This window comes from Citrobacter sp. Cpo090 (assembly GCF_030332665.1).
Lineage (GTDB): Bacteria > Pseudomonadota > Gammaproteobacteria > Enterobacterales > Enterobacteriaceae > Citrobacter > Citrobacter portucalensis.
In genome coordinates this window covers 481,466-494,740 of the sequence record NZ_JAOWHK010000031.1, presented here as the reverse complement: position 1 = coordinate 494,740, position 13,275 = coordinate 481,466, and the positions used below count along the sequence as shown (strand labels likewise).

17 protein-coding genes are annotated in these 13,275 nt (G+C 51.8%); 14 read left to right on the top strand and 3 right to left on the bottom strand.

Annotation, left to right across the window (positions count from 1 at the left end):
* Positions 1 to 18: 18 nt before the first annotated feature.
* Positions 19 to 1,083 carry an L-ascorbate 6-phosphate lactonase gene (gene ulaG, locus OGY83_RS17340; protein WP_003025649.1) on the bottom strand — a complete coding sequence of 355 codons (1,065 nt, stop codon included), beginning with the start codon at positions 1,081 to 1,083 and terminating at the stop codon, positions 19 to 21.
* A gap of 367 nt (positions 1,084 to 1,450) precedes the next feature.
* Between ulaG and ulaA the strand changes: the two genes are divergently transcribed.
* The 6 genes from ulaA to OGY83_RS17310 are packed head-to-tail and all read left to right on the top strand — an operon-like array spanning position 1,451 to position 5,861.
* A complete protein-coding gene (ulaA, locus tag OGY83_RS17335) occupies positions 1,451 to 2,848 on the top strand; it encodes a PTS ascorbate transporter subunit IIC (protein WP_003830456.1) in 1,398 nt (465 codons plus the stop codon).
* 15 nt (positions 2,849 to 2,863) lie between these two features.
* The gene (gene ulaB / locus OGY83_RS17330) at positions 2,864 to 3,169 is read left to right on the top strand and encodes a PTS ascorbate transporter subunit IIB (RefSeq protein ID WP_003025655.1); all 306 of its coding nucleotides are present in this window, start codon (positions 2,864 to 2,866) and stop codon (positions 3,167 to 3,169) included.
* Positions 3,170 to 3,180: 11 nt separating this feature from the next.
* Positions 3,181 to 3,648, top strand: a complete 468-nt coding sequence (ulaC, locus tag OGY83_RS17325) for a PTS ascorbate transporter subunit IIA (RefSeq protein WP_123268561.1) — start codon at positions 3,181 to 3,183, stop codon at positions 3,646 to 3,648.
* 12 nt (positions 3,649 to 3,660) lie between these two features.
* Positions 3,661 to 4,311: a 3-keto-L-gulonate-6-phosphate decarboxylase UlaD gene (gene ulaD, locus OGY83_RS17320; protein ID WP_003025660.1), complete on the top strand. Its 651-nt coding sequence runs from the start codon at positions 3,661 to 3,663 to the stop codon at positions 4,309 to 4,311.
* Positions 4,312 to 4,320: 9 nt separating this feature from the next.
* Complete coding sequence (locus OGY83_RS17315; protein WP_286636414.1) at positions 4,321 to 5,175, top strand: L-ribulose-5-phosphate 3-epimerase; 855 nt, start codon at positions 4,321 to 4,323, stop codon at positions 5,173 to 5,175.
* Positions 5,175 to 5,861 (top strand): L-ribulose-5-phosphate 4-epimerase, encoded by a 687-nt coding sequence (locus OGY83_RS17310; RefSeq protein ID WP_079939052.1) that lies wholly within the window; start codon positions 5,175 to 5,177, stop codon positions 5,859 to 5,861. The genes OGY83_RS17315 and OGY83_RS17310 overlap by 1 nt, the downstream gene beginning before the upstream one ends.
* Positions 5,862 to 5,992: 131 nt before the next feature.
* Here OGY83_RS17310 and yjfY read toward each other — a convergent pair whose 3' ends face one another.
* On the bottom strand, positions 5,993 to 6,268 hold the full coding sequence (gene yjfY, locus OGY83_RS17305) for a DUF1471 family protein YjfY (protein ID WP_003025668.1): 276 nt from the start codon (positions 6,266 to 6,268) through the stop codon (positions 5,993 to 5,995).
* Between the two features lie 299 nt (positions 6,269 to 6,567).
* Between yjfY and OGY83_RS17300 the strand changes: the two genes are divergently transcribed.
* The 6 genes from OGY83_RS17300 (at position 6,568) to OGY83_RS17270 (ending at position 9,996) form a co-directional block, all read left to right on the top strand.
* Positions 6,568 to 7,332 (top strand): TSUP family transporter, encoded by a 765-nt coding sequence (locus OGY83_RS17300; RefSeq protein ID WP_123268563.1) that lies wholly within the window; start codon positions 6,568 to 6,570, stop codon positions 7,330 to 7,332.
* A gap of 158 nt (positions 7,333 to 7,490) precedes the next feature.
* Positions 7,491 to 7,886 carry a 30S ribosomal protein S6 gene (gene rpsF / locus OGY83_RS17290; RefSeq protein ID WP_003025672.1) on the top strand — a complete coding sequence of 132 codons (396 nt, stop codon included), beginning with the start codon at positions 7,491 to 7,493 and terminating at the stop codon, positions 7,884 to 7,886.
* 6 nt (positions 7,887 to 7,892) lie between these two features.
* Entirely contained in the window at positions 7,893 to 8,207 is a 315-nt protein-coding gene (gene priB / locus OGY83_RS17285) for a primosomal replication protein N (RefSeq protein WP_003025674.1), read from the top strand.
* 4 nt (positions 8,208 to 8,211) lie between these two features.
* A complete protein-coding gene (rpsR, locus tag OGY83_RS17280) occupies positions 8,212 to 8,439 on the top strand; it encodes a 30S ribosomal protein S18 (RefSeq protein WP_000135199.1) in 228 nt (75 codons plus the stop codon).
* 41 nt (positions 8,440 to 8,480) lie between these two features.
* Positions 8,481 to 8,930 (top strand): 50S ribosomal protein L9, encoded by a 450-nt coding sequence (gene rplI, locus OGY83_RS17275; protein ID WP_003025676.1) that lies wholly within the window; start codon positions 8,481 to 8,483, stop codon positions 8,928 to 8,930.
* 142 nt (positions 8,931 to 9,072) lie between these two features.
* A complete protein-coding gene (locus OGY83_RS17270; protein WP_079934473.1) occupies positions 9,073 to 9,996 on the top strand; it encodes a DMT family transporter in 924 nt (307 codons plus the stop codon).
* Positions 9,997 to 10,060: 64 nt separating this feature from the next.
* On the opposite strand, the gene OGY83_RS17265 is transcribed toward OGY83_RS17270, so the two are convergent.
* Positions 10,061 to 10,711, bottom strand: coding sequence for a LysM-like peptidoglycan-binding domain-containing protein (locus OGY83_RS17265; protein WP_032942177.1), 651 nt, complete (start codon positions 10,709 to 10,711; stop codon positions 10,061 to 10,063).
* A 219-nt stretch (positions 10,712 to 10,930) separates the two neighbouring features.
* On the opposite strand from OGY83_RS17265, the gene bamJ reads away from it, so the two are divergent.
* Both bamJ and cycA read left to right on the top strand, forming a co-directional pair.
* A complete protein-coding gene (gene bamJ, locus OGY83_RS17260) occupies positions 10,931 to 11,551 on the top strand; it encodes a BamJ family beta-barrel-assembly machinery protein (RefSeq protein ID WP_032934269.1) in 621 nt (206 codons plus the stop codon).
* 308 nt (positions 11,552 to 11,859) lie between these two features.
* Positions 11,860 to 13,269 carry a D-serine/D-alanine/glycine transporter gene (gene cycA, locus OGY83_RS17255; RefSeq protein WP_003830438.1) on the top strand — a complete coding sequence of 470 codons (1,410 nt, stop codon included), beginning with the start codon at positions 11,860 to 11,862 and terminating at the stop codon, positions 13,267 to 13,269.
* The last annotated feature ends 6 nt before the right edge of the window (positions 13,270 to 13,275 follow it).

Below are 13,275 nucleotides of genomic sequence, written 5' to 3'. Positions count from 1 at the left end.
CCCGGCATTTTGTGTGGGTCACAAGAACGATTTAAACGGTAAATCCGGTTCAATCGTGAAGCAGTCGTCAAAGCCGCGCGGGTAGTGATATTCAAAATTATCTTTGTCCAGCGGCCAGGTGAACTTGCCACCCACCTGCCAGATAAAAGGCTTAAAGCCATACTTCAACCGATCCTTTTTCATCTCCCACAGTACGCGGATCTCCTGAGGATCGGCCTGGAAGTTTGACCAGATATCATGATGGAAAGGGATCACCACTTTTGTATTCAGGGCCTCCGCCATACGCAGCATGTCGGAACTGGTCATTTTGTCCGTAATCCCTCGCGGGTTCTCGCCGTAGGAGCCGAGCGCGACGTCGATCTGGTGCTCGTTGCCATGCTTTGCATAGTAGTTGGAGTAGTGTGAGTCTCCGCTGTGATAAAGCGTACCGCCCGGCGTTTTGAACAGATAGTTTACGGCGCGGGCATCCATACCATCCGGCAACACGCCTGCCGCTTTTTGATCGGCAGGAAGCGTGATCAATGCCGTACGATCAAACGCATCAAGCGCATGAATTTCAATATCTTTCACTTTCACCACATCACCCGGTTTTACCACGATGCAGCGCTCTTTTGGTACACCCCAACCGATCCACAGATCCACACAAGTCTGCGGTCCAATAAACGGCACGTCATCGGCACAGTTCTGCATGACGGCTGCCGCAACATTTACGTCGATGTGATCGTTATGATCGTGCGTGGCCAGCACCGCATCGATCTGACGAATAGCAAACGGATCAAGAACAAACGGCGTGGTGCGCAGGTTTGGTTGCAGTTTCTTCACCCCTGCCATGCGTTGCATCTGGTGGCCGGTTTTCATCAGCGGGTTACCGTGACTCTGTTTACCCGTACCGCACCAGAAATCGACGCAGACGTTAGTCCCGCCTTCCGACTTCAGCCAGATTCCGGTACAGCCGAGCCACCACATAGCGAAAGTGCCAGGTGCGACCTGTTCCTGCTCGATCTCTTCATTGAGCCAGCTTCCCCACTCCGGGAATGTGCTCAGAATCCATGATTCACGCGTGATGCTTTTTACTTTACTCATCGCAATTACCTTCTTGTTTGTTCAAGTTGAATCAAATTGTGATTTGTTTTGATTGATACTGACATCATTTTATCAAGAAGGCAATGCGCTGATTTTTGGTGTTGAATGGAAAAGTGTGAAAAAATTACAACGTGACAAGATGGTTTATATGAAATGTATTATTGTACTTTATTGTTTTAAATGGATTTATTTTGACGTGTGTGAATTTGAAATAAATCCACTCTGCAAGTAAGAGAATTATTTGCGTAGTTCATCACATTTAATCAAATTCAATCTTGTTGTGATTACTTTTGAAAATTAGAGTGAGGGCACAATATCCTGGACATCTGTAATGAATGTTCAGCAACTTCGTCTACTGGAGATCGTTATGGAGATCCTCTACAACATCTTTACCGTCTTTTTTAATCAGGTCATGACCAATGCACCGTTGCTGTTGGGTATCGTGACCTGTCTCGGCTACATCCTGTTGCGTAAAAGTGTCAGCGTCATTATCAAAGGCACGATCAAAACGATTATCGGTTTTATGTTATTGCAGGCAGGGTCGGGCATTCTGACCAGCACGTTTAAACCGGTGGTGGCGAAGATGTCTGAGGTTTACGGTATCAATGGCGCGATCTCCGATACCTATGCCTCCATGATGGCAACCATCGAACGAATGGGGGATGCCTACAGTTGGGTAGGGTACGCCGTACTGTTAGCGCTGGCGTTGAACATTTGTTACGTACTACTACGGCGTATTACCGGCATTCGAACCATCATGCTGACCGGGCACATCATGTTCCAGCAGGCGGGGCTGATTGCTGTCTCTTTCTACATCTTTGGTTACCCGATGTGGACCACCATCATCTGTACCGCGGTGCTGGTGTCGCTCTACTGGGGCATTACCTCCAATATGATGTACAAACCGACGCAGGAAGTAACTGACGGCTGTGGCTTTTCCATCGGTCACCAGCAGCAGTTCGCCTCCTGGATTGCTTACAAAGTCGCGCCGTATCTGGGTAAGAAAGAGGAGAGCGTAGAAGATCTCAAGCTGCCAGGCTGGCTGAATATCTTCCATGACAATATCGTTTCCACCGCGATTGTGATGACCATCTTTTTCGGGGCGATCCTGCTCTCTTTCGGCATTGATGTGGTTCAGGCGATGGCGGGTAAAACCCACTGGACGGTGTATATCCTGCAAACCGGTTTTTCGTTTGCTGTCGCTATCTTCATCATCACCCAGGGCGTACGTATGTTCGTTGCTGAACTTTCAGAAGCGTTCAACGGTATATCTCAACGTCTGATCCCCGGCGCGGTGCTGGCTATCGACTGCGCAGCGATTTACAGCTTTGCCCCCAACGCGGTGGTCTGGGGCTTTATGTGGGGCACCATCGGCCAACTGATTGCGGTAGGTATTCTGGTTGCCTGCGGCTCTTCCATCCTGATTATCCCAGGCTTTATCCCGATGTTCTTCTCGAACGCCACCATCGGCGTATTTGCCAACCACTTTGGCGGCTGGCGCGCGGCGCTCAAGATTTGCCTGGTGATGGGGATGATCGAAATCTTTGGCTGCGTCTGGGCGGTTAAGCTCACCGGTATGAGCGCCTGGATGGGCATGGCGGACTGGTCAATTCTGGCACCGCCGATGATGCAGGGCTTTGCCTCCATCGGCATCGTGTTTATGGCCGTCATTATTCTGATTGCACTGGCTTATATGTTTTTCGCAGGACGCACGTTGCGTGCTGAGGAAGACGCAGAAAAACAACTGGCAGAACACTCTGCTTAATAAGGAGTTCCGATTATGACCGTACGTATTCTGGCTGTGTGTGGCAATGGGCAGGGCAGTTCCATGATCATGAAAATGAAGGTGGACCAGTTTTTAACCCAGTCAAATATTGACCATACGGTAAACAGCTGCGCCGTGGGCGAATACAAAAGTGAACTGAGCGGCGCGGATATCATCATCGCCTCTACGCATATCGCCGGTGAGATTACCGTTTCTGGCAATAAATATGTCGTTGGCGTACGCAACATGCTGTCTCCTGCCGATTTTGGACCAAAACTGCTGGAAGTGATCAAAGCGCATTTCCCACAGGACGTGAAGTAAGGGGGCGGCATATGAAATTACGTGACTCGCTGGCAGACAATAATTCCATCCTTTTGCAAGCCGAGGCCAGTACCTGGCAGGAAGCGGTAAAGCTTGGCGTGGATCTGCTGGTTAAGGCTGATGTGGTTGAACCACGCTACTACCAGGCCATCCTTGATGGCGTTGAGCAGTTTGGCCCGTACTTTGTGATTGCGCCAGGCCTGGCGATGCCGCATGGCCGTCCGGAGGAAGGGGTCAGGAAAACCGGTTTTGCGCTGGTGACGCTGAAAACGCCGCTGGTGTTTAATCACGAAGATAACGACCCGGTCGATATTCTGATAACGATGGCGGCAGTTGACGCCAACACACATCAGGAAGTGGGCATCATGCAGATCGTGAATCTCTTTGATGACGAAGCCAATTTCGACCGTTTACGCGCCTGTCGCACCGCGCAGGAAGTGTTGGATTTAATTGATAACGCCACTGCGGCGGCTGTTTAAAAGGATACCAAAATGTCATTACCTATGTTGCAGGTTGCGCTGGATAACCAATCAATGTCTTCCGCGTATGAAACGACGCGTCTGATTGCCGAAGAGGTCGATATCATTGAGGTGGGCACTATTCTTTGCGTGGCAGAGGGCGTGCGCGCCGTTCGCGACCTGAAGGCGCTTTACCCGCATAAAATTGTGCTGGCGGACGCCAAAATTGCCGATGCGGGAAAAATCCTCTCCCGCATGTGTTTCGAAGCCAACGCTGACTGGGTCACCGTCATCTGCTGTGCGGATATCAACACCACCAAGGGGGCGCTGGAAGTGGCGAAAGAATTTAACGGTGATGTACAGATTGAACTGACGGGTTACTGGACCTGGGAGCAGGCGCAAGAGTGGCGTGACGCGGGCATTGGGCAAGTTGTGTATCACCGCAGCCGTGATGCGCAGGCGGCGGGTGTGGCGTGGGGAGAGGCGGATATCAGTGCGATCAAACGCCTGTCCGAGATGGGCTTTAAAGTCACTGTCACCGGCGGTCTGGCGCTGGAAGATCTGCCGCTGTTCCAGGGAATTCCGATTCACGTCTTTATTGCCGGTCGCAGCATTCGCGATGCCGCCTCTCCGGTGGAAGCGGCCCGTCAGTTCAAACGTTCTATCGCCCAGCTGTGGGGATAAGGAGCGACTATGTTGTCGAAACAGGTCCCGCTCGGTATTTATGAAAAAGCGCTTCCCGGTGGGGAGTGCTGGCTGGAACGCTTGCAGCTGGCGAAGGAACTGGGCTTTGACTTTGTCGAAATGTCGGTTGATGAAACCGACGATCGCCTGGCGCGTCTTGACTGGAGCCGTGAGCAGCGACTGGCGCTGGTGGCCGCTATCGCCGAGACAGGGATACGGGTACCGTCCATGTGCCTGAGCGCTCATCGTCGTTTCCCGCTGGGTAGTGAAGATGATGCGGTACGCGACCAAGGGCTGGAGATCATGCGTAAAGCGATTCAGTTTGCGCAGGATATCGGTATTCGCGTTATTCAACTGGCCGGTTACGATGTCTATTACCAGCAGGCCAATAACGAAACGCGTCGTCGGTTTCGCGATGGGCTGAAAGAAAGCGTAGAGATGGCGAGCCGTGCACAGGTGACGCTGGCGATGGAAATCATGGATTATCCACTGATGAATTCGATCAGTAAGGCGCTGGGTTACGCCCACTATCTCAACAATCCGTGGTTCCAGCTTTACCCCGATATTGGCAATTTATCGGCGTGGGATAACGATGTGCAGATGGAGTTGCAGGCGGGAATGGGCCATATCGTTGCCGTACACGTGAAAGATACCAAACCCGGCGTATTCAAAAATGTGCCGTTTGGTGAAGGGATTGTCGATTTCGAACGTTGTTTTGCGACGCTCAAACAGAGTGGGTATTGCGGGCCATACCTGATTGAGATGTGGAGTGAAACGTCGGACGACCCGGCTCGTGAAGTGGCGAAGGCGCGCGACTGGGTGAAAGCGCGTATGGCCAGCGCCGGTCTGGAGGAGGCGGTGTAATGCACAAACTTAAACAGCAGGTTTTTGAGGCCAATATGGATCTGCCGCGATACGGGCTGGTGACGTTTACCTGGGGTAATGTCAGCGCCATCGACCGCGAACGCGGGCTGGTGGTAATTAAGCCCAGCGGCGTCGACTACCAAACAATGACAGTGGATGACATGGTGGTTGTGGATCTGCACGGCAACGTGGTGGAAGGACGTTATCGTCCTTCTTCCGATACCGCCACCCATCTGGCGCTGTATCGCCGCTATTCCTCTCTTGGCGGCGTGGTGCATACCCACTCAACCCACGCGACGGCATGGGCGCAGGCAGGTCTGGCAATACCCGCGCTCGGCACCACGCATGCGGATTATTTCTTTGGCGACATTCCGTGTACCAGGGCACTAAGCGAAGAAGAGGTTCAGGGTGAATATGAGCTGAACACCGGAGAGGTGATCATCGAAACGCTGGGTGACGTTGAACCACTGCATACGCCGGGGATTGTGGTGTATCAGCACGGTCCGTTTGCCTGGGGGAAAGATGCACATGATGCGGTACACAATGCCGTGGTGATGGAAGAGGTGGCGCGGATGGCGTGGATTGCGCGCGGCATTAATCCGGCGCTCAGCCCCATCGACAGTTATCTGATGAATAAGCACTTCATGCGTAAGCACGGCCCAAATGCCTATTACGGGCAGAAGTAAGATAAAACGTTCCGGAGCCAACTCTTCATGGGGATGAGAACGGTCTGGCTTCGGGATTGTTTTGCAAAAAAAGCCCCCAGTGAAGGGGGCAAGTCAAACTGTGGCAATGTTCTCGTTGGTTATTTCTGGTGTTAACGATAAATATCTGCACTGGCGTGCATATTCCCGTTACTACCGGGTTCCCTGGTGAGGATCACGTGGTAGTAGGTTGCGCCTTGCGCATCGGTCTCTTCATTCAGGGCCTGAGTGGCTTCACTTTCAGTGGCGAAGTTATGATTTATGTAAATGACGCCTAAGCTCTGCACATCATCCATGTTCCTGGCCTGATGGTTATCAATTTTGATGGCTGCCGTTGCATTTGCACTGAGCAAAAGCACAGCCAGAAGGGTCAAAACACGGGCTCGCATATGTACCTCCTCGACTGCGGTCGCTGGTTGCTTCTCTCCTGTGAGTGATTAGCTTCTGATGTAATTTTAACCGCTGTCGGCGCAGTCGATAGCGACCATTTCTGATGCAGTTGTTCAAAAAATTACCGCATAGCCATCTTTTCTTTAATTAACAGTCTGCTGGTGTATACCGCTGCGGTGAAAAAATACCTGCCTTTCGCGCATAAGCTCTTACCAAATAGTCAATTTAATCGGGGGAGTACGCCGTTTATAGTGAGCCGGATAATTAATATAACTTTATGATAATAAGGCAAAAACTTATGGATACTTCATTCATGGATTTCAGCTACTTTGTGATTATGTTCATGGTCGCACTGGTGGCTGGCTTTATTAACGTGGTGTCGGGCGGCGGTGGTTTTCTCTCTATTGGCGCACTCTTAATTTCTGGTTTACCCCCGGCTAATGCGCTGGCAACCAATAAAATCCAGGCGCTGGGTAGCTCGCTGACCTCCGGAATTTACTTTTTACGCCGGGGACATATCAACGTGCAGGAGCACAAGTATGTGTTTTTATCTGCTTTTATCGGTTCTGCGATGGGAACGACGCTTATCCAGTTCATTGAACCGGAACTGCTGAAGAAACTGCTGCCAATCCTGATTATCGCAGTCGCCATTTACTTCATTTTTGCGCCAAACCTTAGCGAACCGAAAAGAAAGCAGCAGGTATCCCTGTTTCTCTTCTCGTTGATCGGCGGGGGATGCATTGGTTTTTATGATGGCTTTCTCGGTGCCGGGGCCGGTTCCTTTTATACGCTCAGCTATATCCTGCTGTGGGGATACAGTATCGATAAAGCGCAAATCCACTCGAATTTTATTAACCTGGCGTCGAACATCGCCTCGATTTTATTCTTCATTTTCGGCGGTAAAATGATCTGGTCGCTGGGGCTGGTGATGTTTGCCGGGCAATCCCTCGGCGCACGTCTGGGTGCGACAGTCGTACTGACGCGCGGCAAGAAAGTCATCCGACCCATGATTGTCATCGTCTCTATTTGTATCAGCATCAAAATGCTGCTGGATATGTATTAATGGCGACATGATAAATAATCGTACAAGCACCTTGAGTTTACCTGCTGACCCCAGTATTATGACGCGTCATTTTTCAGCCGACCTTTAACACGTTCCTTGCCTCCATGGGCCTCGGCTGACCCAGACAGGAGGCTGAATAATCCGTAAGGAGCAATTCGATGCGTCATTACGAAATCGTTTTTATGGTCCATCCTGACCAGAGCGAACAGGTTCCGGGTATGATCGAACGCTACACTGCTGCCATCACTGGTGCAGAAGGCACGATCCACCGTCTGGAAGACTGGGGCCGCCGTCAGCTGGCTTACCCGATCAACAAACTGCACAAAGCTCACTACGTTCTGATGAACGTTGAAGCGCCGCAGGAAGTGATCGATGAGCTGGAAACTACCTTCCGCTTCAACGATGCCGTTATCCGCAGCATGGTTATGCGTACTAAACACGCTGTTACCGAAGCATCTCCGATGGTTAAAGCGAAAGACGAGCGTCGTGAACGTCGCGATGATTTCGCTAACGAAACCGCAGATGATGCTGAAGCTGGGGATTCTGAAGAGTAATTTCTGATGACCAACCGTCTGGCGTTGTCCGGCACCGTGTGCAGGGCTCCCCTTCGAAAGGTCAGTCCATCAGGAATTCCTCATTGCCAGTTCGTGCTTGAGCATCGTTCTGTGCAGGAGGAAGCCGGGTTTCACCGGCAGGCGTGGTGCCAAATGCCCGTTATTATTAGCGGACACGAAAACCAGGCCATTACTCACAGTATAACGGTCGGTAGCGCAGTGACCGTTCAGGGGTTCATCTCTTGCCACAAGGCAAAGAACGGCCTGAGCAAAATGGTTCTGCATGCCGAGCAGATTGAATTGATAGATTCTGGAGACTAGCCATATGGCACGTTATTTCCGTCGTCGCAAGTTCTGCCGTTTCACCGCGGAAGGCGTTCAAGAGATCGACTATAAAGATATCGCTACGCTGAAAAACTACATCACCGAAAGCGGTAAGATTGTCCCAAGCCGTATCACCGGTACCCGTGCAAAATACCAGCGTCAGCTGGCTCGCGCTATCAAACGCGCTCGCTACCTGTCCCTGCTGCCGTACACTGATCGTCATCAGTAATCGGTCACGGTCCATTAATACGACTTTGAGAGGATAAGGTAATGCAAGTTATTCTGCTTGATAAAGTAGCAAACCTGGGTAGCCTGGGTGATCAGGTTAACGTTAAAGCGGGCTATGCTCGTAACTTCCTGGTACCACAGGGTAAAGCTGTTCCTGCTACCAAGAAAAACGTTGAATTTTTCGAAGCGCGTCGCGCTGAGCTGGAAGCTAAACTGGCTGACGTTCTGTCCGCTGCTGAAGCTCGTGCTGAGAAAATCAACGCACTGGAAACCGTAACCATCGCGTCTAAAGCTGGCGACGAAGGTAAACTGTTCGGTTCCATCGGTACTCGCGACATCGCTGACGCTGTAACTGCAGCTGGCGTTGAAGTAGCTAAGAGCGAAGTTCGTCTGCCGAACGGCGTTCTGCGTACCACTGGTGAGCACGAAGTGAGCTTCCAGGTTCACAGCGAAGTGTTTGCTAAGCTGACTGTAAACGTAGTTGCAGAATAAGTTTTTATTCTGATGACCGCGTAAAAGCGCCGGCCCTGTGCCGGCGTTTTGCTTTTCTGTTCCCCCGCTTTTCTCTCTGGCTATTCTTTATCCTTTTCGGGATAATCACAAAAATAAAACATTATTTCAAAGTGGTGATGGAATGGAACCAACGCACCAACCTCTGTTTGCGCGTAAAAATGTTGTCTACCTGAGCGCAGCGTTCTGCTGCCTGCTGTGGGGGAGTGCTTATCCGGCGATCAAAAGCGGATATGAGATCTTCCAGATTGCCACGGATGACATTCCCTCAAAGATTGTCTTTGCCGGATATCGCTTTCTGTTTGCGGGATTATTGCTGCTACTGCTGGCGGTAGCGCAGCGTAAACCGATTGGCCGGTTAAGCCCGCGTCAGTACGGTCAACTCACGCTGTTGGGACTGACGCAAACCTCGCTGCAATACATCTTCTTCTATATTGGCCTGGCGTTCACGACGGGGGTGAAAGGGTCCATCATGAATGCGACCGGGACCTTCTTCAGCGTACTGCTGGCCCATTTTATCTACCATAACGACAAACTGAGCTACAACAAAGCGCTGGGCTGTATCCTCGGCTTTGCTGGGGTGATGGTAGTGAACTTTAGCAGCGGACTGGATTTTAGCTTCAGCCTGTTAGGAGATGGCTCAGTAGTGATGGCGGCCTTTATTCTCTCTGCTGCCACGCTATATGGAAAACGTATTTCTCAGACGGTGGACCCGACGGTAATGACAGGGTACCAGTTGGGCGGTGGCGGTCTGGCGTTGGTTATCGGCGGCTACGCTTTTGGCGGCACGCTAACCGTACACGGTGCATCTTCGGTAGCGATTCTGGGCTACCTGACGTTACTCTCTTCGGTCGCTTTCGCCTTGTGGAGTATTCTGCTCAAGCATAATCGCGTGGGGATGATTGCGCCGTTTAACTTCCTGATCCCGGTTTCGGGGGCAGTACTGTCGGCAATATTCCTCGGTGAAAACATTCTCGAATGGAAATATGCGGTGGCGCTGGTGCTGGTCTGTTCGGGGATCTGGTGGGTGAACAAGGTGAAACGTTGACGCTTCACCTTGATGCCTGATGGCGCTATCGCTTATCAGGCCTGGAATCACGGGGCCACGGCGCTTAACGGGCGCGGATAAAACTGCCGTTAGGCTGGCGGGTAAACAGTACCTGCTGACCATTCCCGGTATCAATGGTTAATCCCGTCACCACGCCATTGGCATTCTGCCTGATCTGTATCATCTGACCGTCTTTCAGATTGCTCAGCGGTTTTCCGGCGCCTTCAACCTGTGCCATCGCATACACATCGGTTGGCGGGAGGTTATGGTCACGGAATACCTGCGCCAGCGTTTTACCTGAGTCTACGCGATAGGAGCGCCACTGCTGGTCAATTCCGCTATCCTGTTGGAAAGGTTGTGTCTGCGGCTGAGATTGCTGGACCTGAGGCTGCGCATCAGGTTCTCCTTCCTGGATTGGCTCTGGCGCAACCGGAGCGACCTGGCCGGGATCGTTTTGCGGCGGGACAAGCTGTGCCTGCAGCTGAGCCTCGGTCGGCGGCTGCGACTGTGACTGTAAATCCAGCTGGGCAGTACGCGTCACCACAGGGGTATCGCTGGTGTCACTGGAAGGGAGCAGGAAACCTATCACCAATACAATAGCAGCAATAATAATGCCGCGGCGGTGCATAGGCGGTAGCGGGTCCATAATGCGAAAATTGTCCGGTGCATGCCAGATTTTCGCCAGGGTTGGTTTTAATTCAAAGCGCCCGGGCATGGCTTTCCTCCTGCTCCGCGTCTCGTTCCTCGATCATAGAGTATAGATGGCTAACGCTATGATGTTCGTCATATTACCCGCTTTCGTGACGTCAACGCGGGATATTCCTATTGTTTATGTTTCCTCGCGATTTGTCATCTGTTCCCGAGACAAAGTTTTACCGGATGCGGCATGGCTGATATGCTGCCCGCTACTTTACATCCGATGAAAGGAAATATGATGGCTAACCCGACTTTTGACACTATCGAAGCGCAAGCAAGCTACGGCATTGGTTTGCAGGTAGGACAACAGCTGAGCGAATCCGGACTGGAAGGACTGTTGCCTGAAGCGCTGGTAGCGGGTATCGCTGACGCGCTGGAAGGTAAGCACCCGGCAGTGCCGGTTGATGTTGTGCATCGCGCACTGCGTGAAATCCACGAACGCGCCGATGCAGTACGTCGCGAGCGTTTCCAGGCTATGGCGGCTGATGGCGTCAAATATCTGGAAGAAAACCGTGAGAAAGACGGTGTGAACAGCACTGAATCCGGTTTGCAGTTCCGTGTTCTGACCCAGGGTGAAGGTGCTATTCCGGCGCGTACTGACCGCGTTCGTGTGCACTACACCGGTAAACTGATCGACGGTACCGTGTTTGACAGCTCTGTCGCACGTGGCGAACCGGCTGAATTCCCGGTTAACGGCGTAATCCCTGGCTGGATTGAAGCGCTGACCCTGATGCCGGTAGGTTCCAAATGGGAACTGACTATTCCTCAGGAACTGGCTTACGGCGAGCGTGGCGCTGGCGCGTCCATTCCTCCGTTCAGCACGCTGGTGTTCGAAGTTGAGCTGCTTGAGATCCTGTAAGCAGTGACTTCTGTTCCCCCCGTGGCCGGGGGGAGCAAAAAAATAGCGTGAAAAGCTATAGTTACGGCGTTGTCGATATTTTATCTTGCAAATGCCCCATCAGCGTGTATTTTTGTGAGCTGATTCGCGCTATCAGAGTGATATGACACTCACTTTAAACATTAAATTAACATTATATCTAAATCTTAGTATTCATCCCGCCAATTCTTACCTAATATCGATGAGTCCTGATCACAGGATCGTCGTATCATAGACACACTAAAGGCCGTAGAGCCTGAACAACACAGACAGGTACAGGAAGAAAAAACATGGTAGATCAGGTAAAAGTCGACACCGCTGAAGAGGCGTCGTCTGAACAGTCGCTACGGCGCAATCTCACAAACCGTCATATTCAACTTATTGCCATTGGTGGCGCTATCGGTACTGGCCTGTTTATGGGCTCCGGTAAAACCATCAGTCTCGCCGGACCGTCGATCATCTTTGTGTATATGATCATCGGTTTTATGCTGTTTTTCGTGATGCGTGCAATGGGTGAATTGCTGCTCTCGAATCTGGAGTACAAATCCTTTAGTGATTTTGCCTCTGACCTGCTCGGGCCATGGGCCGGGTATTTTACCGGCTGGACCTACTGGTTCTGCTGGGTCGTTACCGGGATGGCAGACGTGGTCGCGATTACCGCGTATGCGCAATTCTGGTTCCCCGAACTGTCAGACTGGGTCGCCTCGCTGGCGGTGATTGTGCTGCTGCTGAGCCTCAACCTTGCCACCGTTAAAATGTTTGGTGAGATGGAGTTCTGGTTTGCGATGATCAAAATCGTCGCCATTATCGGCCTGATTGTCGTTGGTCTGGTGATGGTGCTGACACACTTCCAGTCGCCAACCGGTGTTCAGGCATCGTTCACGCATCTGTGGAATGACGGTGGCTGGTTCCCGAAAGGTCTGAGCGGCTTCTTTGCCGGCTTCCAGATAGCGGTGTTCGCGTTTGTGGGTATTGAGCTGGTGGGAACGACCGCTGCGGAAACCAAGGATCCGGAAAAATCTCTGCCGCGCGCCATTAACTCGATTCCAATCCGTATCATCATGTTCTACGTGTTCGCGCTGATCGTGATTATGTCCGTTACGCCGTGGAGCTCGGTAGTGCCAACCAAGAGCCCATTCGTTGAACTGTTTGTGCTGGTTGGTCTGCCTGCTGCGGCGAGCCTGATCAACTTTGTGGTGCTGACTTCAGCTGCCTCTTCTGCAAACAGCGGCGTGTTTTCTACCAGCCGTATGCTGTTCGGCCTGGCGCAGGAAGGCGTTGCGCCTAAAGCGTTTGCCAAGCTGTCTAAACGCGCAGTTCCGGCGAAAGGTTTAACCTTCTCCTGTATCTGTCTGCTGGGCGGCGTGGTGATGCTGTACGTGAACCCGAGCGTGATTGGCGCCTTCACCATGATCACCACCGTATCGGCGATTCTGTTCATGTTCGTTTGGACCATCATTCTTTGCTCGTACCTGGTGTACCGCAAGCAGCGTCCTCATCTGCATGAAAAATCAATCTACAAGATGCCGTTAGGCAAGCTGATGTGCTGGGTATGTATGGCGTTTTTCGTCTTCGTACTGGTACTGCTGACGCTGGAAGATGATACCCGTCAGGCGCTGATCGTCACGCCGCTGTGGTTCATCGCGCTGGGTCTGGGCTGGTTGTTCATCGGTAAAAAACGTATGGCAGGTACGCGATAATCGCTA

Excerpts from the sequence above, each read along its gene's own strand:
- ulaG (WP_003025649.1), bottom strand. The coding sequence starts at position 1,083 with ATGAGTAAAGTAAAAAGCATCACGCGTGAATCATGGATTCTGAGCACA.
- ulaA (WP_003830456.1), top strand. The coding sequence starts at position 1,451 with ATGGAGATCCTCTACAACATCTTTACCGTCTTTTTTAATCAGGTCATG.
- ulaB (WP_003025655.1), top strand. The coding sequence starts at position 2,864 with ATGACCGTACGTATTCTGGCTGTGTGTGGCAATGGGCAGGGCAGTTCC.
- ulaC (WP_123268561.1), top strand. The coding sequence starts at position 3,181 with ATGAAATTACGTGACTCGCTGGCAGACAATAATTCCATCCTTTTGCAA.
- ulaD (WP_003025660.1), top strand. The coding sequence starts at position 3,661 with ATGTCATTACCTATGTTGCAGGTTGCGCTGGATAACCAATCAATGTCT.
- OGY83_RS17315 (WP_286636414.1), top strand. The coding sequence starts at position 4,321 with ATGTTGTCGAAACAGGTCCCGCTCGGTATTTATGAAAAAGCGCTTCCC.
- OGY83_RS17310 (WP_079939052.1), top strand. The coding sequence starts at position 5,175 with ATGCACAAACTTAAACAGCAGGTTTTTGAGGCCAATATGGATCTGCCG.
- yjfY (WP_003025668.1), bottom strand. The coding sequence starts at position 6,268 with ATGCGAGCCCGTGTTTTGACCCTTCTGGCTGTGCTTTTGCTCAGTGCA.
- OGY83_RS17300 (WP_123268563.1), top strand. The coding sequence starts at position 6,568 with ATGGATACTTCATTCATGGATTTCAGCTACTTTGTGATTATGTTCATG.
- rpsF (WP_003025672.1), top strand. The coding sequence starts at position 7,491 with ATGCGTCATTACGAAATCGTTTTTATGGTCCATCCTGACCAGAGCGAA.
- priB (WP_003025674.1), top strand. The coding sequence starts at position 7,893 with ATGACCAACCGTCTGGCGTTGTCCGGCACCGTGTGCAGGGCTCCCCTT.
- rpsR (WP_000135199.1), top strand. The coding sequence starts at position 8,212 with ATGGCACGTTATTTCCGTCGTCGCAAGTTCTGCCGTTTCACCGCGGAA.
- rplI (WP_003025676.1), top strand. The coding sequence starts at position 8,481 with ATGCAAGTTATTCTGCTTGATAAAGTAGCAAACCTGGGTAGCCTGGGT.
- OGY83_RS17270 (WP_079934473.1), top strand. The coding sequence starts at position 9,073 with ATGGAACCAACGCACCAACCTCTGTTTGCGCGTAAAAATGTTGTCTAC.
- OGY83_RS17265 (WP_032942177.1), bottom strand. The coding sequence starts at position 10,711 with ATGCCCGGGCGCTTTGAATTAAAACCAACCCTGGCGAAAATCTGGCAT.
- bamJ (WP_032934269.1), top strand. The coding sequence starts at position 10,931 with ATGGCTAACCCGACTTTTGACACTATCGAAGCGCAAGCAAGCTACGGC.
- cycA (WP_003830438.1), top strand. The coding sequence starts at position 11,860 with ATGGTAGATCAGGTAAAAGTCGACACCGCTGAAGAGGCGTCGTCTGAA.